The 25588-nt window shown below is 39.1% G+C and carries 26 protein-coding genes and 1 pseudogene; 13 read left to right on the forward strand and 14 right to left on the reverse strand.

Annotation, left to right across the window (positions count from 1 at the left end; all coding sequences use genetic code 11):
* The first annotated feature begins 36 nt into the window (after nucleotides 1-36).
* From hflK to O3746_RS04715, 3 genes and pseudogenes are all read left to right on the forward strand, one after another.
* Nucleotides 37-1278, forward strand: coding sequence for an FtsH protease activity modulator HflK (gene hflK / locus O3746_RS04705; RefSeq protein WP_371447906.1), 1242 nt, complete (start codon nucleotides 37-39; stop codon nucleotides 1276-1278).
* A complete protein-coding gene (gene hflC / locus O3746_RS04710) occupies nucleotides 1278-2165 on the forward strand; it encodes a protease modulator HflC (protein WP_049367835.1) in 888 nt (295 codons plus the stop codon). Before hflK ends, hflC begins: the two co-directional genes overlap by 1 nt.
* Nucleotides 2166-2395: 230 nt before the next feature.
* Nucleotides 2396-3783, forward strand: a pseudogene (locus tag O3746_RS04715) (cytochrome c peroxidase).
* A gap of 458 nt (nucleotides 3784-4241) precedes the next feature.
* On the opposite strand, the gene O3746_RS04720 reads toward O3746_RS04715, so the two are convergent.
* Together O3746_RS04720 and mobH are read right to left on the reverse strand one after the other, a co-directional pair.
* The gene (locus O3746_RS04720) at nucleotides 4242-5084 is read right to left on the reverse strand and encodes a site-specific integrase (RefSeq protein ID WP_112081793.1); all 843 of its coding nucleotides are present in this window, start codon (nucleotides 5082-5084) and stop codon (nucleotides 4242-4244) included.
* Between the two features lie 60 nt (nucleotides 5085-5144).
* Entirely contained in the window at nucleotides 5145-7049 is a 1905-nt protein-coding gene (gene mobH, locus O3746_RS04725) for a MobH family relaxase (protein WP_197560273.1), read from the reverse strand.
* Between the two features lie 236 nt (nucleotides 7050-7285).
* Here mobH and O3746_RS04730 point away from each other — a divergent pair, with 236 nt between their 5' ends.
* On the forward strand, nucleotides 7286-7990 hold the full coding sequence (locus tag O3746_RS04730; protein ID WP_118796317.1) for a phosphoribosyltransferase: 705 nt from the start codon (nucleotides 7286-7288) through the stop codon (nucleotides 7988-7990).
* Between the two features lie 328 nt (nucleotides 7991-8318).
* Here O3746_RS04730 and O3746_RS04735 read toward each other — a convergent pair whose 3' ends face one another.
* Entirely contained in the window at nucleotides 8319-8999 is a 681-nt protein-coding gene (locus tag O3746_RS04735; RefSeq protein WP_232088508.1) for an ArsR family transcriptional regulator, read from the reverse strand.
* A gap of 306 nt (nucleotides 9000-9305) precedes the next feature.
* Nucleotides 9306-9593, reverse strand: a complete 288-nt coding sequence (locus tag O3746_RS04740; protein ID WP_070583400.1) for a hypothetical protein — start codon at nucleotides 9591-9593, stop codon at nucleotides 9306-9308.
* Between the two features lie 247 nt (nucleotides 9594-9840).
* Between O3746_RS04740 and O3746_RS04745 the strand changes: the two genes are divergently transcribed.
* The 3 genes from O3746_RS04745 to O3746_RS04755 all read left to right on the forward strand — a co-directional run bounded on the left by O3746_RS04745 (nucleotide 9841) and on the right by O3746_RS04755 (nucleotide 11163).
* Nucleotides 9841-10032, forward strand: coding sequence for a hypothetical protein (locus O3746_RS04745; protein WP_005653495.1), 192 nt, complete (start codon nucleotides 9841-9843; stop codon nucleotides 10030-10032).
* A 14-nt stretch (nucleotides 10033-10046) separates the two neighbouring features.
* A complete protein-coding gene (locus tag O3746_RS04750; protein ID WP_020910025.1) occupies nucleotides 10047-10637 on the forward strand; it encodes a recombinase family protein in 591 nt (196 codons plus the stop codon).
* Nucleotides 10638-10719: 82 nt separating this feature from the next.
* Entirely contained in the window at nucleotides 10720-11163 is a 444-nt protein-coding gene (locus O3746_RS04755; RefSeq protein WP_020910026.1) for a hypothetical protein, read from the forward strand.
* Between the two features lie 76 nt (nucleotides 11164-11239).
* Here the strand turns inward: O3746_RS04755 and O3746_RS04760 are convergent, their stop codons facing one another.
* The 6 genes from O3746_RS04760 to O3746_RS04785 form a co-directional block, all read right to left on the reverse strand.
* Nucleotides 11240-12001, reverse strand: a complete 762-nt coding sequence (locus O3746_RS04760; protein ID WP_020910027.1) for an N-6 DNA methylase — start codon at nucleotides 11999-12001, stop codon at nucleotides 11240-11242.
* 103 nt (nucleotides 12002-12104) lie between these two features.
* Nucleotides 12105-13058, reverse strand: coding sequence for an ArdC family protein (locus O3746_RS04765; protein ID WP_020910028.1), 954 nt, complete (start codon nucleotides 13056-13058; stop codon nucleotides 12105-12107).
* 130 nt (nucleotides 13059-13188) lie between these two features.
* On the reverse strand, nucleotides 13189-13347 hold the full coding sequence (locus O3746_RS04770) for a hypothetical protein (RefSeq protein WP_005667862.1): 159 nt from the start codon (nucleotides 13345-13347) through the stop codon (nucleotides 13189-13191).
* A 3-nt stretch (nucleotides 13348-13350) separates the two neighbouring features.
* The gene (locus O3746_RS04775) at nucleotides 13351-13599 is read right to left on the reverse strand and encodes a hypothetical protein (RefSeq protein WP_005687602.1); all 249 of its coding nucleotides are present in this window, start codon (nucleotides 13597-13599) and stop codon (nucleotides 13351-13353) included.
* A 2-nt stretch (nucleotides 13600-13601) separates the two neighbouring features.
* Entirely contained in the window at nucleotides 13602-13835 is a 234-nt protein-coding gene (locus O3746_RS04780) for a hypothetical protein (RefSeq protein ID WP_005653503.1), read from the reverse strand.
* A gap of 84 nt (nucleotides 13836-13919) precedes the next feature.
* Nucleotides 13920-14276 carry a hypothetical protein gene (locus tag O3746_RS04785; RefSeq protein ID WP_044509376.1) on the reverse strand — a complete coding sequence of 119 codons (357 nt, stop codon included), beginning with the start codon at nucleotides 14274-14276 and terminating at the stop codon, nucleotides 13920-13922.
* 380 nt (nucleotides 14277-14656) lie between these two features.
* On the opposite strand from O3746_RS04785, the gene O3746_RS04790 reads away from it, so the two are divergent.
* Genes O3746_RS04790 through O3746_RS04805 form a run of 4 tightly spaced genes read left to right on the forward strand, consistent with a single transcriptional unit; the run spans nucleotide 14657 to nucleotide 18470 of the window.
* Complete coding sequence (locus O3746_RS04790; RefSeq protein WP_020910030.1) at nucleotides 14657-15094, forward strand: TIGR03757 family integrating conjugative element protein; 438 nt, start codon at nucleotides 14657-14659, stop codon at nucleotides 15092-15094.
* Complete coding sequence (locus tag O3746_RS04795; RefSeq protein ID WP_011271853.1) at nucleotides 15091-16032, forward strand: TIGR03756 family integrating conjugative element protein; 942 nt, start codon at nucleotides 15091-15093, stop codon at nucleotides 16030-16032. The genes O3746_RS04790 and O3746_RS04795 overlap by 4 nt, the downstream gene beginning before the upstream one ends.
* Nucleotides 16033-16046: 14 nt before the next feature.
* Nucleotides 16047-18047, forward strand: a complete 2001-nt coding sequence (locus tag O3746_RS04800; protein WP_005687597.1) for an integrating conjugative element protein — start codon at nucleotides 16047-16049, stop codon at nucleotides 18045-18047.
* A gap of 15 nt (nucleotides 18048-18062) precedes the next feature.
* Complete coding sequence (locus O3746_RS04805) at nucleotides 18063-18470, forward strand: hypothetical protein (protein WP_005667853.1); 408 nt, start codon at nucleotides 18063-18065, stop codon at nucleotides 18468-18470.
* A gap of 44 nt (nucleotides 18471-18514) precedes the next feature.
* Here the strand turns inward: O3746_RS04805 and O3746_RS04810 are convergent, their stop codons facing one another.
* The 3 genes from O3746_RS04810 to O3746_RS04820 form a co-directional block, all read right to left on the reverse strand.
* Nucleotides 18515-18694, reverse strand: coding sequence for a hypothetical protein (locus O3746_RS04810; RefSeq protein WP_005667851.1), 180 nt, complete (start codon nucleotides 18692-18694; stop codon nucleotides 18515-18517).
* 223 nt (nucleotides 18695-18917) lie between these two features.
* A complete protein-coding gene (locus O3746_RS04815; protein ID WP_000027057.1) occupies nucleotides 18918-19778 on the reverse strand; it encodes a broad-spectrum class A beta-lactamase TEM-1 in 861 nt (286 codons plus the stop codon).
* 47 nt (nucleotides 19779-19825) lie between these two features.
* On the reverse strand, nucleotides 19826-20383 hold the full coding sequence (locus O3746_RS04820) for a recombinase family protein (protein WP_001235713.1): 558 nt from the start codon (nucleotides 20381-20383) through the stop codon (nucleotides 19826-19828).
* Between the two features lie 163 nt (nucleotides 20384-20546).
* On the opposite strand from O3746_RS04820, the gene O3746_RS04825 reads away from it, so the two are divergent.
* Nucleotides 20547-23552 (forward strand): Tn3-like element Tn3 family transposase, encoded by a 3006-nt coding sequence (locus O3746_RS04825; protein WP_001143760.1) that lies wholly within the window; start codon nucleotides 20547-20549, stop codon nucleotides 23550-23552.
* Between the two features lie 157 nt (nucleotides 23553-23709).
* Complete coding sequence (locus O3746_RS04830) at nucleotides 23710-24039, forward strand: hypothetical protein (protein ID WP_005667844.1); 330 nt, start codon at nucleotides 23710-23712, stop codon at nucleotides 24037-24039.
* A gap of 55 nt (nucleotides 24040-24094) precedes the next feature.
* Here O3746_RS04830 and O3746_RS04835 read toward each other — a convergent pair whose 3' ends face one another.
* Nucleotides 24095-25588 (reverse strand): conjugal transfer protein TraG N-terminal domain-containing protein, encoded by a 1494-nt coding sequence (locus tag O3746_RS04835; protein ID WP_011271852.1) that lies wholly within the window; start codon nucleotides 25586-25588, stop codon nucleotides 24095-24097.

Consider the following 25588-nt stretch of genomic DNA (forward strand, 5'->3'; position numbering starts at 1 on the left):
AAACTCATTAAAATTTTTAGACAAATGGAGAACGTAATGTCGCAAAACGGTCCAGATCAAGATCCTTGGGGTAAACCGGGGCAGAGCAGCGGTCCAAAACAGTCAGGTAATTCATCAGATAAGCAAAATGAAAATGGCTGGGGCTCGCGAGACAATAAAAATCAGGAGCAATCACCACCAGATATTGAAGAAGTATTCAATAATCTGTTGAAAAAATTAGGTGGGGGTAATAAAAAAGGCGGTTCAAATAATACTTCGCCGAATATCCCTTCATTCAATTTAGGTAAAATTTTACCGATCGCCGCGGTGATCGGGGGAATTATTTGGGGTGCAAGCGGTTTTTACACCATTAAAGAAGCGGAACGTGGTGTGACGTTACGTTTTGGTGAGTTTCATTCTACCGTTCAACCAGGTTTGAACTGGAAACCAACTTTCATTGATAAAGTGGTTCCAGTGAATGTAGAACAAGTTCGCGAGCTTAAAACGCAAGGTGCAATGTTAACCAAAGATGAAAACATGGTTAAAGTGGAAATGACCGTACAATATCGCGTGCAAAATCCAGAAAAATACTTGTTTAGCGTGAGCAATGCAGATAATAGTCTCGGACAAGCGACAGATAGTGCGCTTCGTTATGTGATCGGTCATATGACCATGAATGATATTCTGACAACGGGTCGAGCAGTGGTGCGTGAAAATACTTGGAAAGCGTTGAACGATATTATCAAACCTTATGACATGGGCCTTGAAGTTATTGACGTGAACTTCCAATCTGCACGTCCACCAGAAGAAGTGAAAGATGCTTTCGATGATGCGATTAAAGCGCAGGAAGACGAACAACGTTACATTCGTGAAGCAGAAGCTTATGCTCGTGAGAAAGAGCCAATCGCTCGCGGTGACGCACAGCGTATTATAGAAGAAGCGACTGCTTACAAAGATCGTGTTGTGCTTGATGCGCAAGGGGAAGTGGAACGTTTACAACATCTTCTACCTGAATTTAAAGCTGCGCCTGATTTGTTAAAAGAGCGTCTTTATATTCAAACCATGGAAAAAGTCATGGCAAATACGCCGAAAGTCATGTTAGATGCGAATAATGGTAACAATTTAACCGTATTACCATTAGAACAATTAATGGGTAAAAAAGCGGCTCAACCGACTACTACAACGCCTGAAAGTGCGATCAGTTCTGCACCTGTTTCAACACAAGAACGTCGTGTAGAAACGCAAACGGCTCAACCAGTTCAATCAAATGAAGGCATTCGCCAAGGGAGATTTAACTAATGCGTAAATTTTTACTTCCGATTATTGTGGTGATTGCTGCGGTGCTATATTCCAGCGTCGTGGTTGTAACTGAAGGCACTCGTGGCATCATGTTGCGTTTTAACAAAGTACAACGTGATGCAGAAAATAAAGTAGTGGTGTATGAACCAGGTTTGCATTTCAAATTGCCTTTAATTGATAGCATTAAAGTGCTTGATGCGCGTATTCGTACCCTTGATGGTTCAGCTACTCGTTTTGTGACAGTCGAGAAAAAAGACTTGTTGGTGGATTCCTATGTAAAATGGAAAATCAGCGATTTCGGTCGTTTCTATACTGCAACGGGTGGTGGCGATTATAACCAAGCTGCAAGCTTATTAAGCCGTAAAGTGAATGACCGTCTGCGTTCAGAAATAGGTACTCGTACAATTAAGGATATCGTTTCAGGTACCCGTGGTGAATTAATGGCGGGGGCGAAAAAAGCGTTAAATTCAGGGCAGGATAGTACCTCTGAATTAGGGATTGAAGTCGTCGATGTTCGTGTAAAACAAATCAATTTACCGGATGAAGTTTCTTCTTCGATTTACCAACGTATGCGTGCAGAACGTGATGCCGTTGCGCGTGAACACCGTTCTCAAGGTAAAGAAAAAGCGGCGTTCATTCAAGCAGACGTGGATCGTAAAGTCACCTTGATCTTAGCGAATGCAAATAAAACTGCACAAGAATTACGTGGTAATGGTGATGCGGCAGCAGCGAAATTATATTCTCAAGCTTTTGCTCAAGAACCACAGTTTTATAGCTTTATTCGTAGTTTAAAAGCGTATGAAAGTAGCTTTGAAGGTTCAGGTAATATGATGATCTTGAAACCAGACAGTGATTTCTTCCGCTTTATGCAAGCGCCAAAGAAATAAACGAGAGATAATAAAACGTAAAGTGCGGTTAGAAATAACCGCATTTTTTATTGCTGAATTTTAGGGAGATCTCTATTTATAAGTTAAAAACACCTGTAATGCAATCAATCATATCCATAGCCAAATCAAATTAAATCCACATAAAATATAAGCCAATTTTTTGGCATAATCACCTTGCTTTTTAAGCTTTTTCTTTCTTTTTATATTTTATTGATCATTTGGAGGATTAGATGAAAAAACTGATTATTGGCGGAGCAGCCATTGCAGTATTGGGTTATTTGGGGTTGTGGGGTATCTGCATCAATTTGATAAAGAGAACGCGACTCAACTTTTAATGGAAAATCGCTATACGGGCGAACAAGAAAAAGTGGCAAAAGCGTTGTTTGATAACAGCTGCCAATATTGCCATAGTCCAAGCACGCCTCTTCCATTTTATTCAAAATTCCCGATTGTGGGTGACCAAATGCAATCGGATATTCAGAATGGGCTTCGTGCTTTCCGCTTAGATCGTTTAGTTGAAGGCTTAAAAGATCCGAGCAAATTATCCCAAGCTGATTTAGCAAAATTACAACGTGTACTTGAAAATAACGAAATGCCAATTGCTAAATTCAGACATCTTCACTGGGGAAGTAAACCAGATGAGCAAGAGAAAGTGGCGTTGCTTAACTGGATTCGTGAAGTACGTAAAATGTCTTTACCAAAAGAAACACCCAATGTTGATGCCGATCGTTTAGTTCAACCGATTCCAGACAGTATTGCGACTGATGAAGCAAAAGTCGCGTTAGGTCATGATCTTTACTTTGATGGACGTTTATCAGGCGATGGTTCTATTCAATGTCATACTTGTCACCAATTAGACAAAGGCGGTGTGGATAGACTTGATACTTCAACAGGTATTGATGGTAAAAAAGGCCCAATTAACGCGCCAACCGTGTTCAATGCCGCATTTAACTTTGTGCAATTCTGGGATGGACGAGCTGCAGATTTAGCAGATCAAGCGAAAGGTCCTCCAACAAATCCAGTAGAAATGGGCTCGCACTCGTGGGATGACATCGTGGCTCGTTTTGAAATGGATGAAGAATTTAAAAAAGAATTCTTAAAAGAATATCCACAAGTGACGAAAGAAACTTTAACTCACGCAATTGGTGAATATGAAAAAACATTAATTACACCAAATAGTGATTTCGACCGTTATTTGAAAGGGGATAAAACAGCGTTAACCGAGCAACAAGTTCGCGGTTATGAGTTATTCAAACAACATAAATGTGATACTTGTCATACTGGTGTAGCAATGGGTGGACAATCTTATGAATACATGGGACTCTACGGCGATTACTTTAAAGATCGTGGTACGCCATTAACTGATGCGGATGAAGGTCGCTTTGCACAAACTAAAGATCCTTTCGATATGCATCGCTTCAAAGTGCCAACCTTGCGCAATGTCGCGCTTACTGCACCCTATTTCCATGATGCGTCAGCAAAAGAGCTAAAAGATGCTGTGAGTGCAATGTTGAAATACCAAAGTAACGTGAAACAGCCTGCTCAAAAAGATGTGGAGGACATAACCTCTTTCTTAGAAAGTTTAACAGGTGAATTTAAAGGTGAAAAATTAAAATAATCCTTTAAGCTGTAAATAGAAACGACCGCAAGTGCGGTCGTTTTTTAGTGAGTTTTAGTTAGATAACAAGTCATAAATGACTTAGTCAAAAAGTAGAAAAGCTAAATTTTAGGTATAAAAAAAGCCGCTTACGCGACAATCTTCTTTTTATATTTAAAATGGTGCCCGAAGCCAGACTTGAACTGGCACGCCTCGAAAGGCGAGGGATTTTAAATCCCTTGTGTACATCATTTAAGTTTGAAAACTATTTGTTTAGACCAATTCCGTGTACCTAGCCAATACACCATGATCTACCCACTAACGCTCTGTGGATAGGTTAGATCTTACACAAAAATACTAGTTTGTAAAGCCTGAACGTACTAATTTTAAAAATATTTTTATAAGGATGAATAAGCTTAGAACGAGCGGTTTAAATTATTTTTGCAAGGAACACCCTTGGATGCCCCTTGCATACCTATCTAAAGCAATTCTGTATATTCTCTTATTGAATCAATATTATCTTCAATATAACTCAATGTAACTTTGACATCTTTATGTCCTAGTAATTGTTTGGCTATATATAGGTTTTCAGGTTTTTTCATTAGATTTGTTGCTGCTGTATGCCTAAATCTGTGAGGGGAGCTGATAATCCCCGTATATTTTGAAATAACTTTGAAGATATAGCTCACCTGGTCATTGGTCATTTTCTCTCCCTTTCGTTTAACAGCATTTGAAAATAAATTAATGTTAAATAGTTGAGATTCTACAGGCTGATTCAGTTTACTTAGTTCAGTTAATAATTTCTTTAAATAAGGATAAAGTGTAGTTGATATAGGAAGTATATGATACTCGTGATTTTTATTTATCTCAGATGGAATATGAATAACTTGATTCAGCAAATCTACATCTTTAATTCTTAATTTATTTAACTGAGAGCGTCGAATTGCCGTATAGCGGAAAGTCATAATTATGGTTTTAGTAAACCATAATGGGCGAAGAATAGGAGGAAGATGCTTTGATTCAGTGATTCCAAAGCTAAGTTTTTTTAAATCTGAAGAAGTATATACTTTCCTTTTCTTCTTTCCTTCTCTAATGAACAAACCATCGAAAGGGTTCTTTGTAAATGGGAGGAGTTGTTTTTCAATTCCAAATTTGAAAATAGTCTTTAGCTGACGAATATAGCTGTTCCAAGTCACTTCAATGATAGATTGTCCAACAACTCTCTTTCTCCATTGGAGTATTAATGATTCTGATATTTCATCAGGATATTGAAGGTTGCAATTTTTCTGTAATTGTCTAATTGCTTTTTCATAGCTTTTAATAGTATCTATACGTAAATGACGGTATAAAAAAAATTACTAAGTAACATATCAAATGTGGTTCTATTCACTTTCATTTTCCTCAATAAGTGATAAATGCAAATTATCAATTGGAATTCTATTACCGAAAAAATAGTCGGTTTTATCAATCAAATACCCAATCAATTGAGAGGTTCTTCTTGGGCCAATAACCTTACAGCGCCAAAAATTAATACTATCATTGTTTGATTGATGGTATTTCTTGTGTAATTTAAGGTCTTGGAAACTATATTGCAAATTTTCGATATCTTTTTTAGTAAAGTTGGTAATGCCCTTACTATTGAAAAAGAGCTGAAAGATTCCAGGTGTTACAAGGAAAAGTTTGCCTTTGACTATATGTAATTTAGCATTTGAATTATTAATAGTTAGGGTATTCCCGATAATTCCGGATTTTAGCCATTCAACAAAAATCTCTCCTGAGACAGCCTCAGTTTCCTTTGTATCATCACCCACTGTTATAGATGGGGTAGAGGCGATTTTATTTATTTCGTTTTCTTGAGATGGTTTTTTATCAGTAGAGTCTTGAGATTCTTCTACAGGTGAAAATAAATTCATTACCAAATCAGTCATATCCGTCTCGGTTTCTGAGTTTTGGGTATTGATTTGAGTGTTTTGAGAGGATGTATTTTCAGACAAATCCGGTTTATTCAGTGCGCCTGTTATTGTAGGAAGCTGCATTTCAGATTCCATAATCACTGAATTTTCTTCTTTAGTATCTTCAGCTGAATTTAATTGTTCTTCATTTTCAATATCGACTCGACCTAAAAATATACCTGGTCTGTCATTAAGATTTTCCCAAGCTACTTCCGGTTTAATTCTGAGTAAAGAAAATGCTTTAGGTGGGCACCAGCCTGAATCAGCTTTAATTCGACAATGCCAAATTGCTGTACCATCATTTGTACTTTCAATAATCCCCAGCGATTGCATTTCACTAAATAATTTAGGATTGTCAGCTGGAGCTGATATGCCTTGCTCCAATAAATAAGCTCGAATTTGGTCTGCAGTGGGTTTGCTCATTAACCATAGTGCATCCTCTGTAAGCCAACCATCAGATGGGCCTTTAGGTGTATTAATTTTAAATTTATGTTGCAGTAAATGACGTAAAGCCATGAGTAGTTGTTTTGCAAATGACGTTATAGGTTTCTGAGTCAGTTTTGATACGTCTCCACCTAGTGCAAGAGTTACACTATTTTGGTCTGCTTTTTGTACTATTTCAGATAATAAACCAGCTTTATCTTTATGATCAGCCATGGCATACATTAAAGCTGAAAAAGCTTCCGGGTATTCTGCTAACCATGCAAATGCTTCTTTAGGAATTAAATAGTTTGCAAGAAAACTACCCATAACCGGGTGAAGATCATAATCTCGTCCTTTAATATATTTGAATTTATAAGGTTGAGTTGGTACTCCTAACCAAGGAAACCAACGAGAACCATCTTTTAATTGTATATCTATATCAACAATAACTTTGCCAATGTCATGAACCAATGCAGCATAAATAACAGCTGCAGTCCAAGCATCACGTTGCTTAGATTGTTCTTCCGGAGCAGCATTTTGTGGCAATACATAACTTTGTCGTAATTTAGCTGAAAATGAAAGAACTTCTAGGCCATGATCAAGCATACCACCTAAATGTGAGTGATGATGTGATTCTGAGGCAGGTAATAGTTGAACCATTTCAGCGTAGCGCTCGATAGGTTTTTTATAGAGCTCATTAAACATATCTTGCGTCATTGATACTTGTTGCCAAAGTAAATTTAAGTATTTTTGGCGTAATTCAGAATTGAGTAATTCTGACGCAGTAAAGGGGGTTATCCATCCCTCATCATCCACTTTGAATGTTGATAAATTAAGATTTTTTAGAGAGGATGTGATATTAAGGGAATCTTGTTTTTTCCCTCTGATTTTATGAAAAATAGATGAAAGCATAACTCAGAACCTTTTTTGTAAAAGAATATTGATTTATGCATCGATCTCAATAAATAAATAATTCTAAATCGGAGATAAATATTAAAGCCATTTTGAAAGCCTTTTGGCCTTTTTAGGTAAGACCTTTCCCTTGGAAAGGTTACCTTTATTACATTACCCTTAATCCCGTTAGGGATTCCTTTAACCTTTTGTTTTTTTTGCTACAATAATAACAATTACAAAAAAAGAAGAAAAATATGAAGTTTGAAATTAAAGATAACCAGGTTGTTATAGCTTCTTACCCTAGCAAAGAAACCATATTAAAACATAATGGAGAAATAACTATATACTCTATAATTAGGCGTTATAAAGAACGAAGAGGGAAATGCAGACCTATCGGTGATAATTGCCCCATGTTGTATGCCATGAAAGGAGCTGAAGGGTTAACAACAGATATTGAAACTATCGATGCTGTATATGAATACGCTAAAAAACTGATTGATGAATATCCATTTGAAGAACATATCGAACAACCATTTGATGTGATCATACTAATGCCATCTAAACATAGTATTGGGCGTAATTTAGCTTGTTTATTGCAGCAAAAATTTAACATAAATATTATTGATAATTTTCTCAGAAAAAAAACGCCTCAAACATTGATTGAGGATGTTATAAGTGATAACACAATTCCCCCAGATAAAAAACAGTCCTTAATTACTGCATTAAAGAGAAGCGAAGGGAGATTATCAATAAAAGACATAGCTCCGAAGAATAGATGCTACTTACATATTTTTTGTGGTGATCATGTAAAATTACCAGCTGATGCTAAACATGTATTACTCGTTGACGATATATCTTCTTCAGGAACAACATTTGAAAGCGCGGCAGCAGTGATTAGACAATATTGCAAACAAGTTGAAATGATCTCAGCAGTTACATTATTTGCACCGATTAAATGAGTTTTAAGTAACGATTAGCTATTGTCATTAATCATAAGAATTAATCATAAGAATTAATCATAAGAGTTAATCATAAGAGTTAATCATAAGAGTTAATCATAAGAATTAATCATAAGAGTTAAAATTAGATTGACATTTAATTAGTAAATACTTAACATTAAGCACATCTAAGAGATTAGATTGACAGGGTAAATGTCCCCTCGGTCATAAAACATAGCAGGGACCCGCAGAGTGCAACTTCGGCCAGCTTATAATGAGCAAGTAGAAGGAGTTCTAGGCAGCGGCTAGAAAAATAATGAAACAATGGGGAGCTTGGCTCCCCATCATTTTATCTATTAGGATATATCAGTTCATTATAATTTTTTAGGTAATATTGGTTAGGTAAATTAACCTTCTCTCCATTAACCTTATCGTATCCTCTATCAACTCTGCTGAGTAGTTCATTTACCAGCATGAATGATAATGTCTTTTTTATAAACCCTTTTGGAATTCCTGTTTTTTCAGTTATCTTGAGATAAGATGCCATTGAATACTTAAACTTTTTATCTCTTATTGCAGAAAAATAAATGAATAATTTTAGTGCATACAATTCAATTTGTGAACGCAACGAGAAGCTTCTACAAAATATGCCTTCTAGCTCATGAATTGGGACTTTACACCACGTTTTATCTTCATTTTGATTTACTATATATTGGTTTGTTCTTCCAATTCTCTTAATTGAAATAATATTATTGGATTCCAATACTTTTAATCCCATGCTTATAGATTGCCTACTAATACCTAGACTCTCTGAAAATTCTTTATAAGTAAAATTTGTTATCAACTCATCATTAAATTCATCTTTTTGTGCCTTACTTACGATAATTAAAAATATCATTAATGCAGCAATATTTGCTGCATTCATTTGATTTTGGTTATTAGATGAGTATCTAAATTTTTTTAGACCACCGTCAATAACCCATCTACTCGGCATTTTGGACCAATATTTCATTTTTTTTTGTACACCCATAAAAATAGACTCATACATAAGAACATAAATCCAATACCAATTGAAAGATCGGTTAATTCAGTTACAAAGGTAGATAAATGATCTAAATTGAAGTTTGATAAAACGGTCATGATTAATGATAAAAATCTCTGTATTTGCATATTGATAAATTCCCATATAAATTTTCATACGGTATATTTATCTTTAAATGACCCCAATATCTAGATATAGTTTTTATAAAATTTACATAAAAATGTAATAAAATCAAATTGTTGCTTATTAAAAATTAGTCTTTATTTTAAACTAATTAGTTCATAATGGATAGATTTATTCACTGTACATTTCATCCAGGCTATCATAATCGCTATATTCATTCTCTGATTCTGTTGTATCTTCGTTTAATTCTGATTCTAATGTTCTTCGGTCTTCATCACCTAAAAATTTCCAGTAGTTACAAATCAACTCCTTTTCGCCATATTTTTCCCATACTCCTGGATAAAAGTATTCTGCTTCAACGTGACAAATCCCTCCTTCGTGAGGGTCTCTTATATTAGCTATAGATTCAAGGCTTTGAGTTGCAATAATACACGTGATATAGAGTAGATGGCGTTTCATAGTTGGGTCAGTATTTTAAAAATGACTAATTCTAAACATCCTATCCAATACTAAGTAGCTTTATTTAGAAACTCTCCTGAAGATAAAAATAAATTATCAATGATGATACAGAGCTAAATCTATATTATTTGTCTAGAAACTTTGATTTTGGTTTTTAGACGGTCTAAAAACTAGAGAAGGGTAAGATTTTAGACTGGCAATATTAGGTAGTCTAAAAAGTATTGAATTTTTAATAAAGGAGTTAATTATGGACTATGATTATCAAAAAGGCTTTGAAGAAGGTTATAGAATGATTATGGGGGCATCTGCATTGCTACCTTTAGCACCTATTCAACCATTGACACCGCTTGGAAGTACTCCATTTAGAGAGGGATTAAAAGCTGGTATAAATTTAGCTAAAAGAAATAACCAACAGTCATTTAATAACATTTTTAAATAATTTTAAGAGAGAAGATGGCATTAATAGGATTTGCTCGAGTATCAACTCAACAGCAGGATCTAAGTGAACAGATTCAAGTATTAAAAGAATACGGCTGTAAGAAAATTTTTTCAGGGAAGCATTCCGGTAAAGCTGAGAAAAATAAAGCACAATTGGATGAACTACTGGATTATATCCGAGAGGGTGATGTCGTTGCAGTAACTAAGCTTGATCGCTTAGGAAGGAGTCTTGCTCAGTGTTTGAATACACTTGAACTATTTAAGAATAAAAATATTGGTTTTGTTGCAATACAACAAGGAATAGATACCCGAACCCAAAACAATCCTATGGGGATGGCCTTAATTCAATTGTTAGGTATTTTTGCTGAATTGGAAAGGAGTTTTATTGTTGAGCGTACTCAGGAAGGGAAGCGAACAAAACTTGCTTCAGGTCATAAAAATGCATTAGGCGGCCGTCCACCTAAAGTGACAGATAAAATACGTAAAAAGATTTATGCGGATTTTAAAGCTGGTGATTCTATTTCAACAGTAATGAAACGATATGATTTATCTAAATCAACAGTGGCGAGACTAAAAGGTATTTATAACAGAGAGAATAAGAATTAACTAATAAATTCTTTTTTATGAAGAATTTAATGTAAAATATATTGTCTAAGCAGTTAGGATTTAAATAACTAGGAGTCAATTTATGACAAATTTCATTAAACTAAAAATTGAAAAAAAAATTGAAAATGATGCAGGTGAACTTCAAGGCTTTGAGTGGGTAGAGGTTTATGTCAATGCAGATAATATATCCCATTTCAAAAAGGTCAAAAATAGGTTATGCCCAAATAAAAATGTTGAAAAAATATATTTCACTGATGAGAAATATAAAGATTCTACTTATTATAGTCGGTTAGAAAAGTATCTATTAAAATCAAAGACACAAGATGCATTTCTAAAAGATGAATTTAGTGACTTTATTCAAAAGTATGGAAGGGCTGATGTTAGTGCTATTTTTGCTGGGGATATTATGTTTTCTGAGGCTATTGAGGTTTACTTTAAAGCGGGGGTTCATCCATTAGATAGTTCTGATAAAGAGCCTGTTATTTCATGTTGTGGTTTAGAAGAGCTTAGGATATTGGTTCCCTAAGTAGAGCAAAGCAAAGTAGAGCTTAAATCTGTATAAATAAAAAAATGCACTTACTTTTAAAGTAAGTGCATTTTTTCTAATAAAACATAGGTTCATTTTCCCAATCAATGTCAAGCGGGGGTTCTTCTACTGGTTCAGGTTCAATAACTTGATATTCTGCTTCAGTATAGGAATCTGCACTCTCCAATTTTTTGTTCCAATTTCCCATTATGTGAGCAGGTGTGTATAAATGGTAATTCACCTCATCTTTAAGGGTGTTACCTATAATGACTTCTCCCGGTATATGCAAGAGTGTCATTTGTATATAACACATTAATGCTGCAGTAAAATCCAAATCTCTTGCTTGAGCCCACATTTGTTGCTGAGGGTTGAAGTCCTCTTCGCGCAAATAATTATAAGCCTCAATAATCATTACGCCTGACCCACAAGTTGGCTCTTGCAATGTCAAAAAGCCACGTTTTTTAATTAAACTATGACAATCTGATAGAGTTACTGCTGCCATTAAGTGTGCAATGTGACTAGGTGTGAAATATTGAGCTTTATATTCATCACCTAAATCTAACGCCATGAACACGGAGCCTAGGAAATCATAGGTTTTATGCTCCAAAGCTTCAACAATAATGTTGAAAAGGCGACTGAGAGCTTGTATTTCATCCTCATTATAATGCCCAGCTGCACTCTGATAGCGTTGTCTCAACGATTCGTCTGCTTGTGCACCATATAGGATAAGATAGAACTCTAGGGCAAAGATTGTAATAAAGTCGTAAAACACTTCAGAACGTCGATATTGTGGTGCAATCGACTTAAAAAGTGCGGTAAATTTTTTCTCGAAATCCATAGATTACTCCTAAAATAACGGGAGTAATCCCCTTTGAGGATTACTCCCCAAAGGGTGGTTTATGAGAGCTCTAACAAAAAACGTTAGAATGGTTTAATTGAGGCTAAGCCGCTAATTTTGCTTCTTCATTCGATGTTAATTCGAGAGCATTTAACAAGAATTGTGTTGCTTCACGTGCTTGAGAAGATGCTCGGAAAATAGCTTTTTTATCGGCTTTTAATGCGTTAATCCAATGTTCAATATACGCTGCATTTTGTGAAATATTATTGCAAACATTCACGTGCGCACAGGTAAAGGCGCTTGTGAGTTCAGCTATTAATTCTTCAAATGCATATTGTTCAGAACCAAATTTATCAAATTTAGCTACACCGTCACGATTTAATCGGTCTTTATGCCCGGTGGCATGACCGCATTCATGCAGTAGAGTTGCATAGTAGTCGTCAGCTGTATTGAATTTTTTGAAATCCGGCATCACAATGCAATCTTTTCTCGGCATATAACAAGCACGATCTTGTGCTTTGTTATACAGCTGCATACCCATTTTATTGGGTAATACATCTAAATCCGGACGAGCTTGCATTTCAGAAGATTTTTCCGGTTCAGGAAATTCCTCATAGTATTTTTCTAAACCTTCACACTGTTCAATATTAAACACGTGATGGCCACGAATAAATACAGATGACTTCATTTTCGGATCACCGTTTTCATCAAGTACAACATTTCCGCTATCGTCTTTTTCTTCAAACATATTTTGTTTATAGAAAATAATAACCGTACTTTTTTCACCTGTGCGAACTTGACCACCTAGATGATTTGCCCCTTGAAAAGTTACCCACTTGCGTTGAGTAAAGTTTTTTCTAATGGCGCTCATCCAAAGCAGAAGTACATTGATCCCAGAGTATTGACGACCACTTTCACCGTTGCATGGAATAGCCATTTGTGGCCATCTACTATCCCAAGGTTTTTGCCATGGCATCACACCTTGTTCTAATGCTTCGAGAATTTGGTCTGTAATTTGTTGGTATAAATCTTTGGCAGGTTGAGTTCTTTTTTTCATGGTTGTTCTCCAACAAAAAAAGGGAACAACCCCCCGAATGGGAAATTGCTCCCAGTCGGGTAAAAGAAAACCTTGAACACGCCAATGGCATGATCAAGGTTTGTTGTAAAGGTTGCAGGTATTAATTCAGTTATGAATTAACACCAAGGGAATGTGTTTTCTTGCTTTGTGCTTTTTGCTCTTGTTGGCGTTTTAATGATCGCACGCCAATAAAAGCAACTGTTCCCATAAAAAACAGTACAAAGACAATTGCAAAGAGGAACCCATTCCAGTTTAACGTAATATTCATACGTTACGCTCCGTCTGTCTCCATTAAGTTGTTGCAATATTTAGCTAACAACACACCACAGAACCAAGCTATTCCGCCAAATATCATAATGATAATGGCAAGAAGTAGCGGAATATTGTCATTCTGAACAAACATTGCGACAAACGCAATACCTAAGATGTAAGTGCCGATTTTACGAAAATCTTCAGAAACCAGCAGCATTGTTTTTTTGTCCCAATTGGAACTAACAAGCTTGAGTAAACGCTTAATCATGTTTACCCCCTTACACTTAACAAATCTTTACGGTTTGCGTATGGCGAAACTGTAAAGAAGTGATATTTCTGTCCGTATTGACTAGGGATATTCACCATAATACGAGTAGAAGATACATCTTTTCCTCGATTTTCCCAGGCATTTAATGCTTGAGTGCGAACTTCCTCTATTAGAGATTCTGAGTCATTATGTTTGGCTAAATAAGCTAAACAACTGTTATGTAATGTCACTTTCATAAGTTTTCTCCTACAGCAAGGGAAACCTTTACCTCTAAGGGTAAAAATTCCCCTTAGGGTTGAAAATGAATAGCTTATGCAATGTTAATGCATAAGGTAGTAAAGAGTACCCACTGTACCAACAATACCGACAATCAAAAATAAAATGCTAAATAACGTTGTTCGTTTTAACCACGTTCTTTGCACATCATCAATAATTGCCTCATATTCTTCCGCTTGGCTATCTAGCATCATTTGTAATTCGCAAAGCCGACGAGCTTCTTCGTCTTCAATGCTTTGATTGATACCAGATGTTACTTGTTTGTATTTGTCGGTTGCTTTGTTTTTAGCTGCAACGAAAAAACGGCCCAAGTGTTTTCCCACACGGAATGATAATGTTGGAGTTTCAAGAGGGTTACTTGATGGAACATCATAGTGTTCCAATTGAGTGGATGAGGACATAGTCATTCTCCTAATGTGAAATAAAAAATTCCTTGGAAAAATGACATGCCCGAAGGAAATCATTTTCCCTCGGAAGGTCTTTAAGGTGGCATTCCTACGATTGCGTAGAGTATCCTTTCAGAATGCTGGATAACATTTTGGCTATGATTCTACTTGCACTAAGGCAAGGCGTTGCTTCTCAAGAATCGTGCAACTTATAAGAGCTGTTTGCACAGCGACTTATCAAGTCCAATCATACTTAATAAGGCTGTCGAATCTCTATCAAAAATTGTTTTTTGGAAATGGAGAATTTATCTCAAAATCAAAAAGAATTTTTTATATATTCCCCCCTGTCATTTCGTTAATGTTTCAACTATCCAATTTCATCGTAAAGGATGGTTATGTCTATAAAAAAATCACTGTTTCTTTTCGGTTTGTTACCACTATCAGTGTTCGCCCAGGGGCCTAATCCCATAATTACTGTTTATTCAACACAAGATTATCCAATTCTTCACGCGGAGCTTGCAAGCCAGGTGTATTTACTTGATCAAGTTGAGCAATGGGAAAATTTGATTAGTCAGCGATTGAGTGCGAATCCTAGTGTAGCAGCTCAGCAAGCATCTCAGATTTTTCAGTCTGCTGAATGGAAACAGTCTGAAGAGCAATTAAAGCGTTCTTATCAGGGCCTTATAAGTGGTTGGCAAAATGGAATCAAGAAGGTGCCTGCAATTTTATTTCAATATCCGGGAAAAGAGGATAGCGTCATATATGGCGAAACCAATATTGCTCAGGCATTAAGTTTATGGCAACGAGAGATTACAAAAGAGGGGACAAGATGAAATTGAAAAAAATGACATTATCCGGGCTTTGTATTGCAATTGCGTTGACCAGTATTTCAGGGCAAGCTTCGGAGTCCGGTCAATCTTCTTTAAATACTGCATCAATTATGGCATCAAGTGCTTCGACAAGTTGTTTAGATTATAAGGTCGTGGGCACTTGTTTTTGGCTATTTTGTACAAAATTCGGCTGTAAGATCCGGACATCTACGAAAATAAAACACTATATTCCCGAGGTAGTGGTTTCAAGTTATAACCATCAGGCTCAAAATCCTTGGGTGGAAATGAATTTCCTTAGCAATGGGGTAAAAGGTGGAGATTATCAATCACCACACAAAGACTACACGCAAGCAACATTTAAAAATGTTGATGTAATCGGTCATCCGCAGGGGGCGATTAGTCAAATGCTTAATAGTACAGGGTATTACTGCAAAAGTCAGACAACGCCTTTTGTGCCTTATTACTTGAGTGGTTTGGACTTTTTAGCATGGCGATTTGGTGTTCCGGAAATGGTTTATCCTGAAGCGCTTATTCCAGGTATGAGAGAAATTAGAGCAAATGGAGACACTTGGGGAAATATTTATCCACGAGCGGGTACAGTAACACAAGTTCATGACTATAAAGCTTCAGCTGTAACAGCGCATCGAGTAGCGGATGTTGTGACAAATACTTTCCAACCACATGTATATATACCGATTGCGAAAAAAGATAATCAATCGAATGGTGAGTGGTTTCCCCCTCCAGTGAAAGAAGGGGATGAAAAGACACATAAATGGCAACAGCTTCACCCGGTTACTTCACAGTCTTGTGCTATTTTCCCTGATAACCCGCCAAGTATGCTATCTGAAAATGGTAGTTATGCCTGGGCATTATGGCGCCCTTACAAGTGCTGTAAAAAACGCGGACAAACATTTTTGTATAGTATTGATTGGTCTAATTAATAAAGGAATTGAGTATGAAATTAAATCATGCACTGAAAGCATCTTATATTGCTATATCGTGCGCAATCTTATCCTCAACCATGCCAGTATCAGCTTCTAATAGTAATCCGTTTGGATTTAATAAAGCCGATTCTATTTTGTCTGATATGGTGTTTTATCAAATTGGGGGCGGTGTAGGTTATATGGCTCCCCCGAGTCGAGGTACGATTCCTGCAGCTGAATTTGGGATTGGTTGGAAAGCTAACTTGATGTGCGGTAATTTTGACATTAAGACGAGTATTAAAAATCAGTTAAATGGTTTAACTGAAGGATTTAAAGATCTTTATAGTAACGTTATCGAATCAGCCACAGGAGCTGTGGCGAGTTTACCTGCAATGGTTATTCAACGAGCAAATCCTCAGTTATACGATATTCTTACGAATGGTTTATATCAAGGTAAAATTGATTTTAATAGCTTAAAAACCAGCTGTGAAGAAATGTCTAAGAAGCTTGCAGACGCAACTTTAAATGGTCGTTGGTCTCAAAGTTCGGATATGGAATCCTTTAAAGACATTACTTCAACTGAACCAGATGCTACTCGAGCTAAAAAGAGACTTGAGGAATCTCAAGGTAAGGAAGGTAAAGAGTGGGTCGGGGGTAAAAAACGCGGTGGCCAAGGACAAGAACCAATCAAAATTGTTGAGGATGTTGCAAAAGCTGGCTACAACATGCAAAACAAGCGTAATGTATTAGAATCAGGTCGAATCTCCGGTAGTAGTTGTAGCGGATTACTTTGTCAAACTTGGGATAATCCTAAAGATATGACAGATTGGTTAACGAATGTGATCGGTGAGAAGCAATTAACTACTTGTAAAACAGATTGTGGTACTGCTAGTAGCTCTCGAGCTGGTGTTGGTTTAACACCTGAAATTGAAAAAGAAAATATTAAGACGGTAACTCAATTACAAAAAGCGCTTAACATGAGCACTCCTTCCGTTGAAGTACTTGCAGAATTAAGTTCTACAACAGTTCCTGTAACTCGTGGCTTAATTGAGTCTTTACGAGAAGATCCCGATGCTCAAGTATTAGGGCAGCGTTTAGCCAGTGAAATTGCTGTAGCTAAAACAATGGAGAAAATGCTTCTTGCACGTCGAGCTGTTTTAACGGGTATGCGTGAGCCAAATGTGGCCAACAATAAAGATGCTCAAGAAGAGTTAGAAAAGATCCTCACTTTAATTGACCGAGAAATAGGTCAAATTAGAATGGAGATTGATCTACAAAAATCACTTACCGGGAATTCCGCAGTTGCAATCCTACAAAATAAAGAGCTACGTGAATATAACACTGGAACCGGAAATGTTACACGTGACAGTGTAGATAAACGGATTAGCGATTTAGCTAATGGTACGAATAGCAATGCTGCTGAATTGGCAGATGCTGACAATATCAATATTCCTCGTAACAATGTCACTTTAGAAGTGCCTCAGATGTCAAACTCCCTGTCTTACACCGGGACTGGCGGTACATCCGGAAATAGTAGAGGTAACACTTCTTATTCATCAGTTCCAGCAATTAAAGGGACTGCACTTGATCAAGCTACAGGGTTGTTGAAAAAATTTGAAGGGTTTAGTGATAAAGCATATTGGGATGTCAATGCTTATCGCACTGGATATGGTTCAGATACTATCACAAAAGCGGATGGTACAATTGTCAAAGTAACGAAAGATACTGTAGTTAGTCGCGCTGACGCAGAGCGTGATTTAGCACGTCGAACACAAGAATTTGCAAATAGAGCGAGAAATAACGTATCATCTTCAACATGGGATAAGTTACCGCCAAATGCCCAAGCCGCATTAACATCTTATGCCTATAACTATGGCTCATTAACAAAAGATGTGATTGCTGCAGCCCAGGCATCTGCGCAATCAGGCGATATGAACGCACTAGCAAATGCAGTAAGAAATCGTCAAAACAATAATAATGGTGTAAATGCTAAACGTCGTAACCAAGAAGCAGATTACATTTTAGGAAAATAAATAAAGGATATTTTTATGAAAAAATTACTCACTATTGGAGCGGTAGCTATGTTTGCAACGCCAGCTTTTGCAGCTAATAATATTTTTTCTTGTACAGCAGAGAACGGAAGCCCGGTGTCTGTAACAAAAAATGGTTCAGATTATGAATTCACTTATGGCCAGGTTTCTTTTAAAAATCCGGTAAAACAAGTTTTTGCTAATCAGGATTCTTATGTAGCTACTGGTTCAGGATTTATTACTAGCTCATTAGAAATGAGAAATAATGGCACAAGTTACACGATTCAATTTGTGCAACCACACAATAGTAACAGTATTGAAGAGCCAATGCTTTATATCACCAATGGCAGTAAAATGGATACGGTGAGCTGTAAAGCGGGTAGTGCAACTCAAAACTTTGAACGTCGCAGTATGAAAGCTTCATAAGCGTAAATAGAGATAAAATAAGCGGGATTTTCCCGCTTATTTTTTTAGTGGTATTCACTATTTTTAAAGATTTGTATTAAATTATTTAAAATCTCCTGTTCACATTCATTTCCGTTAATGATGTTCAGTTCATCATCAAGATGAGTAAGCATTTCATCAATTCCTAATTCATTCATTGCTATTTCATTTAAACTAATAAGCCATTCTTTAAAACGAGCTTTCATATCTCCTCCTGGTACGGTTTATTTTTATATTGCAGTGTTAAGGTACATTGAGGGGATAGATAAATCAGTAAAATTAGGGGTCTGACGCTCAGTGGAACGAAAACTCACGTTAAGGGATTTTGGTCATGAGATTATCAAAAAGGATCTTCACCTAGATCCTTTTAAATTAAAAATGAAGTTTTAAATCAATCTAAAGTATATATGAGTAAACTTGGTCTGACAGTTACCAATGCTTAATCAGTGAGGCACCTATCTCAGCGATCTGTCTATTTCGTTCATCCATAGTTGCCTGACTCCCCGTCGTGTAGATAACTACGATACGGGAGGGCTTACCATCTGGCCCCAGTGCTGCAATGATACCGCGAGACCCACGCTCACCGGCTCCAGATTTATCAGCAATAAACCAGCCAGCCGGAAGGGCCGAGCGCAGAAGTGGTCCTGCAACTTTATCCGCCTCCATCCAGTCTATTAATTGTTGCCGGGAAGCTAGAGTAAGTAGTTCGCCAGTTAATAGTTTGCGCAACGTTGTTGCCATTGCTGCAGGCATCGTGGTGTCACGCTCGTCGTTTGGTATGGCTTCATTCAGCTCCGGTTCCCAACGATCAAGGCGAGTTACATGATCCCCCATGTTGTGCAAAAAAGCGGTTAGCTCCTTCGGTCCTCCGATCGTTGTCAGAAGTAAGTTGGCAGCAGTGTTATCACTCATGGTTATGGCAGCACTGCATAATTCTCTTACTGTCATGCCATCCGTAAGATGCTTTTCTGTGACTGGTGAGTACTCAACCAAGTCATTCTGAGAATAGTGTATGCGGCGACCGAGTTGCTCTTGCCCGGCGTCAACACGGGATAATACCGCACCACATAGCAGAACTTTAAAAGTGCTCATCATTGGAAAACGTTCTTCGGGGCGAAAACTCTCAAGGATCTTACCGCTGTTGAGATCCAGTTCGATGTAACCCACTCGTGCACCCAACTGATCTTCAGCATCTTTTACTTTCACCAGCGTTTCTGGGTGAGCAAAAACAGGAAGGCAAAATGCCGCAAAAAAGGGAATAAGGGCGACACGAAAATGTTGAATACTCATACTCTTCCTTTTTCAATATTATTGAAACATTTACCAGGGTTATTGTATCATGAGGCCCTTTCGTCTTCAAGAATTTTATAAACCGTGGAGCGGGCAATACTGAGCTGATGAGCAATTTCCGTTGCACCAGTGCCCTTCTGATGAAGCGTCAGCACGACGTTCCTGTCCACGGTACGCCTGCGGCCAAATTTGATTCCTTTCAGCTTTGCTTCCTGTCGGCCCTCATTCGTGCGTTCTAGGATCCTCCGGCGTTCAGCCTGTGCCACAGCCGACAGGATGGTGACCACCATTTGCCCCATATCACCGTCGGTACTGATCCCGTCATCAATGAACCGGACTGCCACGCCCTGAGCGTCAAATTCCTTTATCAGTTGGATCATATCGGCAGTGTCGCGGCCAAGACGGTCGAGCTTCTTAACCAGAATGACATCACCTTCCTCCACCTTCATCCTCAGCAAATCCAGCCCTTCCCGGTCTGTTGAACTGCCGGATGCCTTATCGGTAAATATACGGTTTGCTTTCACACCTGCGTCTTTGAGTGCTCTGACCTGAAGATCAAGAGACTGCTGACTGGTTGAGACCCGAGCGTAACCAAAAAGTCGCATAAAAATGTACCTTAAATCGAATATCGGACAACTCATGTCTATTATTACAAATTTACGATTTAATAGACATATTAATGTAACAGTTTTACGATGTCCGATAATTTATAACATTTCGTACGGTTGGAAAAATGTTACTAAATGCCCGTCAGGCAGGGAGGCCGATATGCCCGTTGACTTTCTGACCACTGAGCAGACTGAAAGCTATGGCAGATTCACCGGTGAACCGGATGAGCTTCAGCTGGCACGATATTTTCACCTTGATGAAGCAGACAAGGAATTTATCGGAAAAAGCAGAGGTGATCACAACCGTCTGGGCATTGCCCTGCAAATTGGATGTGTCCGTTTTCTGGGCACCTTCCTCACCGATATGAATCATATTCCTTCCGGCGTCCGGCATTTTACCGCCAGACAGCTCGGGATTCGTGATATCACCGTTCTTGCAGAATACGGTCAGAGGGAAAATACCCGCCGTGAGCATGCAGCGCTGATACGTCAGCACTATCAGTATCGTGAATTTGCCTGGCCCTGGACATTTCGCCTTACCCGTCTTTTATATACCCGGAGCTGGATAAGCAACGAACGTCCTGGCCTGCTTTTCGATCTGGCGACAGGGTGGCTTATGCAACATCGTATTATTCTCCCCGGAGCCACTACGCTGACCCGGTTGATTTCAGAGGTAAGGGAAAAGGCGACGTTGCGCCTGTGGAACAAACTGGCACTGATACCGTCAGCCGAACAGCGTTCACAGCTGGAGATGCTGCTGGGGCCAACTGATTGCAGCCGCCTGTCTTTACTGGAATCACTGAAAAAGGGCCCTGTGACCATCAGTGGTCCGGCGTTTAATGAAGCAATTGAACGCTGGAAAACTCTGAACGATTTTGGCCTGCATGCTGAAAACCTGAGTACACTCCCGGCTGTGCGCCTGAAAAATCTCGCACGTTATGCTGGTATGACTTCGGTGTTCAATATTGCCAGGATGTCACCGCAGAAAAGGATGGCGGTTCTGGTTGCCTTTGTCCTTGCATGGGAAACGCTGGCGCTGGATGATGCATTGGACGTTCTGGACGCCATGCTGGCCGTTATCATCCGTGACGCCAGAAAGATTGGGCAGAAAAAACGGCTCCGCTCGCTGAAGGATCTGGATAAATCTGCATTGGCGCTCGCCAGCGCATGTTCGTACCTGCTGAAAGAAGAAACACCGGACGAATCGATTCGTGCTGAGGTGTTCAGCTACATCCCAAGGCAAAAGCTGGCTGAAATCATCACGCTTGTCCGTGAAATTGCCCGGCCCTCAGACGATAATTTTCATGAAGAAATGGTGGAGCAGTACGGGCGCGTTCGTCGTTTCCTGCCCCATCTGCTGAATACCGTTAAATTTTCATCCGCACCTGCCGGGGTTACCACTCTGAATGCCTGTGACTACCTCAGCCGGGAGTTCAGCTCACGGCGGCAGTTTTTTGACGACGCACCAACGGAAATTATCAGTCGGTCATGGAAACGGCTGGTGATTAACAAGGAAAAACATATCACCCGCAGGGGATACACGCTCTGCTTTCTCAGTAAACTGCAGGATAGTCTGAGGCGGAGGGATGTCTACGTTACCGGCAGTAACCGGTGGGGAGATCCTCGTGCAAGATTACTACAGGGTGCTGACTGGCAGGCAAACCGGATTAAGGTTTATCGTTCTTTGGGGCACCCGACAGACCCGCAGGAAGCAATAAAATCTCTGGGTCATCAGCTTGATAGTCGTTACAGACAGGTTGCTGCACGTCTTTGCGAAAATGAGGCTGTCGAACTCGATGTTTCTGGCCCGAAGCCCCGGTTGACAATTTCTCCCCTCGCCAGTCTTGATGAGCCGGACAGTCTGAAACGACTGAGCAAAATGATCAGTGATCTACTCCCTCCGGTGGATTTAACGGAGTTGCTGCTCGAAATTAACGCCCATACCGGATTTGCTGATGAGTTTTTCCATGCTAGTGAAGCCAGTGCCAGAGTTGATGATCTGCCCGTCAGCATCAGCGCCGTGCTGATGGCTGAAGCCTGCAATATCGGTCTGGAACCACTGATCAGATCAAATGTTCCTGCACTGACCCGACACCGGCTGAACTGGACAAAAGCGAACTATCTGCGGGCTGAAACTATCACCAGCGCTAATGCCAGACTGGTTGATTTTCAGGCAACGCTGCCACTGGCACAGATATGGGGTGGAGGAGAAGTGGCATCTGCAGATGGAATGCGCTTTGTTACGCCAGTCAGAACAATCAATGCCGGACCGAACCGCAAATACTTTGGTAATAACAGAGGGATCACCTGGTACAACTTTGTGTCCGATCAGTATTCCGGCTTTCATGGCATCGTTATACCGGGGACGCTGAGGGACTCTATCTTTGTGCTGGAAGGTCTTCTGGAACAGGAGACCGGGCTGAATCCAACCGAAATTATGACCGATACAGCAGGTGCCAGCGAACTTGTCTTTGGCCTTTTCTGGCTGCTGGGATACCAGTTTTCTCCACGCCTGGCTGATGCCGGTGCTTCGGTTTTCTGGCGAATGGACCATGATGCCGACTATGGCGTGCTGAATGATATTGCCAGAGGGCAATCAGATCCCCGAAAAATAGTCCTTCAGTGGGACGAAATGATCCGGACCGCTGGCTCCCTGAAGCTGGGCAAAGTACAGGTTTCAGTGCTGGTCCGTTCATTGCTGAAAAGTGAACGTCCTTCCGGACTGACTCAGGCAATCATTGAAGTGGGGCGCATCAACAAAACGCTGTATCTGCTTAATTATATTGATGATGAAGATTACCGCCGGCGCATTCTGACCCAGCTTAATCGGGGAGAAAGTCGCCATGCCGTTGCCAGAGCCATCTGTCACGGTCAAAAAGGTGAGATAAGAAAACGATATACCGACGGTCAGGAAGATCAACTGGGCACACTGGGGCTGGTCACTAACGCCGTCGTGTTATGGAACACTATTTATATGCAGGCAGCCCTGGATCATCTCCGGGCGCAGGGTGAAACACTGAATGATGAAGATATCGCACGCCTCTCCCCGCTTTGCCACGGACATATCAATATGCTCGGCCATTATTCCTTCACGCTGGCAGAACTGGTGACCAAAGGACATCTGAGACCATTAAAAGAGGCGTCAGAGGCAGAAAACGTTGCTTAACGTGAGTTTTCGTTCCACTGAGCGTCAGACCCCAATTAGTAAAATTTGCGACGTGGATCGCAAAAATCACATTTTTCCTGCTTAAAACGAGGTTTTAATAAAAGAATAATAAGAGTACAATGAGAGTAAGTCAGAGTATTTTAATAGGAGAGAGAATATGGACGCTCAAAAGTTTGGCCATACTGTCGGACAATTTTTTAAGAAAATTGACCGCACTTTGTCATTTCTCCCAGGAAAGCCTCGTAAAGCTGTTGTGACAGCTGCTGCTCTTGCTGCGAGTCCAATTTTGGCCGGAGTTATAATTTCCAAAACCAAGCCTTCTAAAAACATTGAATATTTAGATGAAGAGCCAGTAAGTGATACATCTTTGTTGTCAGAATTACTTGCAAATGATGATTCATCAGAAGAAGGAAAGTGGGATTATGGTTTTCAGGGGTTTGGCTATTATATTAACGGAGTAAAAGTTTACGGAGATGATGACGATTAATTATTTTCGTAAATAAAAAAGTCCATCTGTCTAACAGATGGACTTTTTTTATACGTTATATTTTTTTACTAATTTTATCTCCAAATTGCCCCCCTGATTTTTGGGATGATTCAGTTCCTTTCGCAATGGCAGCGCTAAGCTCGCCACCCACTCGAATTCCAGCCCAGGTCATTGCTCCAAACCATAAACCAGGTAAAATTATAAATAAACTCCCCATCACAAAGTTAGAAATAATGTCATCTTCTGCATTTTCTAAAAAGTGGATGTTTAGCATATTATGAGATGGAGAACTATACATAATTTCTATTAGGTATGAATCAAGCCATCTTGCTAACTCCCACCAAAATGTGGTTGTAATGAGTGCAAAATATACGAAGCTTAATGTCATTACAGTTTTAATAGCAAAGCCACTTAAAATCGTAATAATTGGAATTAAAATAATTACAGCCATAATCATAAAGGCTTGAACCATTGGTAGGGCTTGTCGCATTGCATCTAGGCCTGGGAATATAGCCAAACTTCCAACAGCCGTTCCTACAGTTGAGGTGAGTCGAGTAACCGCATTCCAAAATCCAGCATCCACGCTACCACCGTAACCTTGATACATTTTCCCTTTTGAAACATCTATGTTTTCAGAGCGTAAAAGTGTTCTCAATAAAGCTTCATCTTGGTTGTCGATAGAGTTAAAGAAATCACTCACCTGGGCAGATAAGTTTTGACGCATATCTGTAAGTAAGCGAGATTTTAATCCAGCTCCACTTTCATCCCACCATTGATCACAACTTGGGAAACCACCTTTTCCCGAATTAGGTAATGCCGCATCTCGATTTGCATCATAAGGGAACGTGCTAATAGGTTGCTGAGCCCTAAAACGAGGGTAGAGCTCGCTGTTATTAATAAGCAATTTACCACCTAACCAGGATGTTTCGCGGATTTGTGCCGGACTCAAGGCAAGTTGGCTTGTTTGTAATTTTTGACGAGCCGGGATATAGCATTGTTGCACAAATTGCTGCACTTCAGTTAATAATGCTGGGTTAGTGATTTTTTGATGTTGCACTTCAAATCTAACCTGACGTAAATCACGCTGGCAAGGCAATACTGCAGTCATACCATAAGTTAGACCTTTATCCACTTTGTGCATCAACATCCACCAAATAGGAATTCGGGCTTGTCTGTCTCCAAATGTTGTCGTAAATGGCGCATAGCCTGATTTATCCGGGGAAGCAGGAACTTTATAGCCACATTGAATAGATGAACGTTCATTGTATTCAAGGTTATTCAATGATACCGGGATAAGAGGGGCTAATGTCAAAACAACGATAAGCATTGCTGGAAGGAGTTCGATTGTGAGCCAGCGGATTAATAAATCCCCTTTCTCACCTTCATCATCCCCTTGTTTAGCTACGTCACGCCAAATTTTAAAGATCATTCCGATAAGCGGAAGAAGCCATAACCCTGTTCCAACAAATAACGCAAAAACTCCGTTATTAAGCAACCAACCAAGTAGAGTCAGGAAATATTCAAGATAACTGTCAACTGAGAATGTCAT

This window comes from Haemophilus sp. 27098_8_127 (genome assembly GCF_041433495.1).
Lineage (GTDB): Bacteria > Pseudomonadota > Gammaproteobacteria > Enterobacterales > Pasteurellaceae > Haemophilus_D.

Coding starts and splice junctions, on each gene's coding strand:
- hflK (WP_371447906.1), top strand. CDS start 37: ATGTCGCAAAACGGTCCAGATCAAGATCCTTGGGGTAAACCGGGGCAG.
- hflC (WP_049367835.1), top strand. CDS start 1,278: ATGCGTAAATTTTTACTTCCGATTATTGTGGTGATTGCTGCGGTGCTA.
- mobH (WP_197560273.1), bottom strand. CDS start 7,049: ATGCTTTCATCTATTTTTCATAAAATCAGAGGGAAAAAACAAGATTCC.
- O3746_RS04730 (WP_118796317.1), top strand. CDS start 7,286: ATGAAGTTTGAAATTAAAGATAACCAGGTTGTTATAGCTTCTTACCCT.
- O3746_RS04735 (WP_232088508.1), bottom strand. CDS start 8,999: ATGGGTGTACAAAAAAAAATGAAATATTGGTCCAAAATGCCGAGTAGA.
- O3746_RS04740 (WP_070583400.1), bottom strand. CDS start 9,593: ATGAAACGCCATCTACTCTATATCACGTGTATTATTGCAACTCAAAGC.
- O3746_RS04745 (WP_005653495.1), top strand. CDS start 9,841: ATGGACTATGATTATCAAAAAGGCTTTGAAGAAGGTTATAGAATGATT.
- O3746_RS04750 (WP_020910025.1), top strand. CDS start 10,047: ATGGCATTAATAGGATTTGCTCGAGTATCAACTCAACAGCAGGATCTA.
- O3746_RS04755 (WP_020910026.1), top strand. CDS start 10,720: ATGACAAATTTCATTAAACTAAAAATTGAAAAAAAAATTGAAAATGAT.
- O3746_RS04760 (WP_020910027.1), bottom strand. CDS start 12,001: ATGGATTTCGAGAAAAAATTTACCGCACTTTTTAAGTCGATTGCACCA.
- O3746_RS04765 (WP_020910028.1), bottom strand. CDS start 13,058: ATGAAAAAAAGAACTCAACCTGCCAAAGATTTATACCAACAAATTACA.
- O3746_RS04770 (WP_005667862.1), bottom strand. CDS start 13,347: ATGAATATTACGTTAAACTGGAATGGGTTCCTCTTTGCAATTGTCTTT.
- O3746_RS04775 (WP_005687602.1), bottom strand. CDS start 13,599: ATGATTAAGCGTTTACTCAAGCTTGTTAGTTCCAATTGGGACAAAAAA.
- O3746_RS04780 (WP_005653503.1), bottom strand. CDS start 13,835: ATGAAAGTGACATTACATAACAGTTGTTTAGCTTATTTAGCCAAACAT.
- O3746_RS04785 (WP_044509376.1), bottom strand. CDS start 14,276: ATGTCCTCATCCACTCAATTGGAACACTATGATGTTCCATCAAGTAAC.
- O3746_RS04790 (WP_020910030.1), top strand. CDS start 14,657: ATGTCTATAAAAAAATCACTGTTTCTTTTCGGTTTGTTACCACTATCA.
- O3746_RS04795 (WP_011271853.1), top strand. CDS start 15,091: ATGAAATTGAAAAAAATGACATTATCCGGGCTTTGTATTGCAATTGCG.
- O3746_RS04800 (WP_005687597.1), top strand. CDS start 16,047: ATGAAATTAAATCATGCACTGAAAGCATCTTATATTGCTATATCGTGC.
- O3746_RS04805 (WP_005667853.1), top strand. CDS start 18,063: ATGAAAAAATTACTCACTATTGGAGCGGTAGCTATGTTTGCAACGCCA.
- O3746_RS04810 (WP_005667851.1), bottom strand. CDS start 18,694: ATGAAAGCTCGTTTTAAAGAATGGCTTATTAGTTTAAATGAAATAGCA.
- O3746_RS04815 (WP_000027057.1), bottom strand. CDS start 19,778: ATGAGTATTCAACATTTTCGTGTCGCCCTTATTCCCTTTTTTGCGGCA.
- O3746_RS04820 (WP_001235713.1), bottom strand. CDS start 20,383: ATGCGACTTTTTGGTTACGCTCGGGTCTCAACCAGTCAGCAGTCTCTT.
- O3746_RS04825 (WP_001143760.1), top strand. CDS start 20,547: ATGCCCGTTGACTTTCTGACCACTGAGCAGACTGAAAGCTATGGCAGA.
- O3746_RS04830 (WP_005667844.1), top strand. CDS start 23,710: ATGGACGCTCAAAAGTTTGGCCATACTGTCGGACAATTTTTTAAGAAA.
- O3746_RS04835 (WP_011271852.1), bottom strand. CDS start 25,588: ATGACATTCTCAGTTGACAGTTATCTTGAATATTTCCTGACTCTACTT.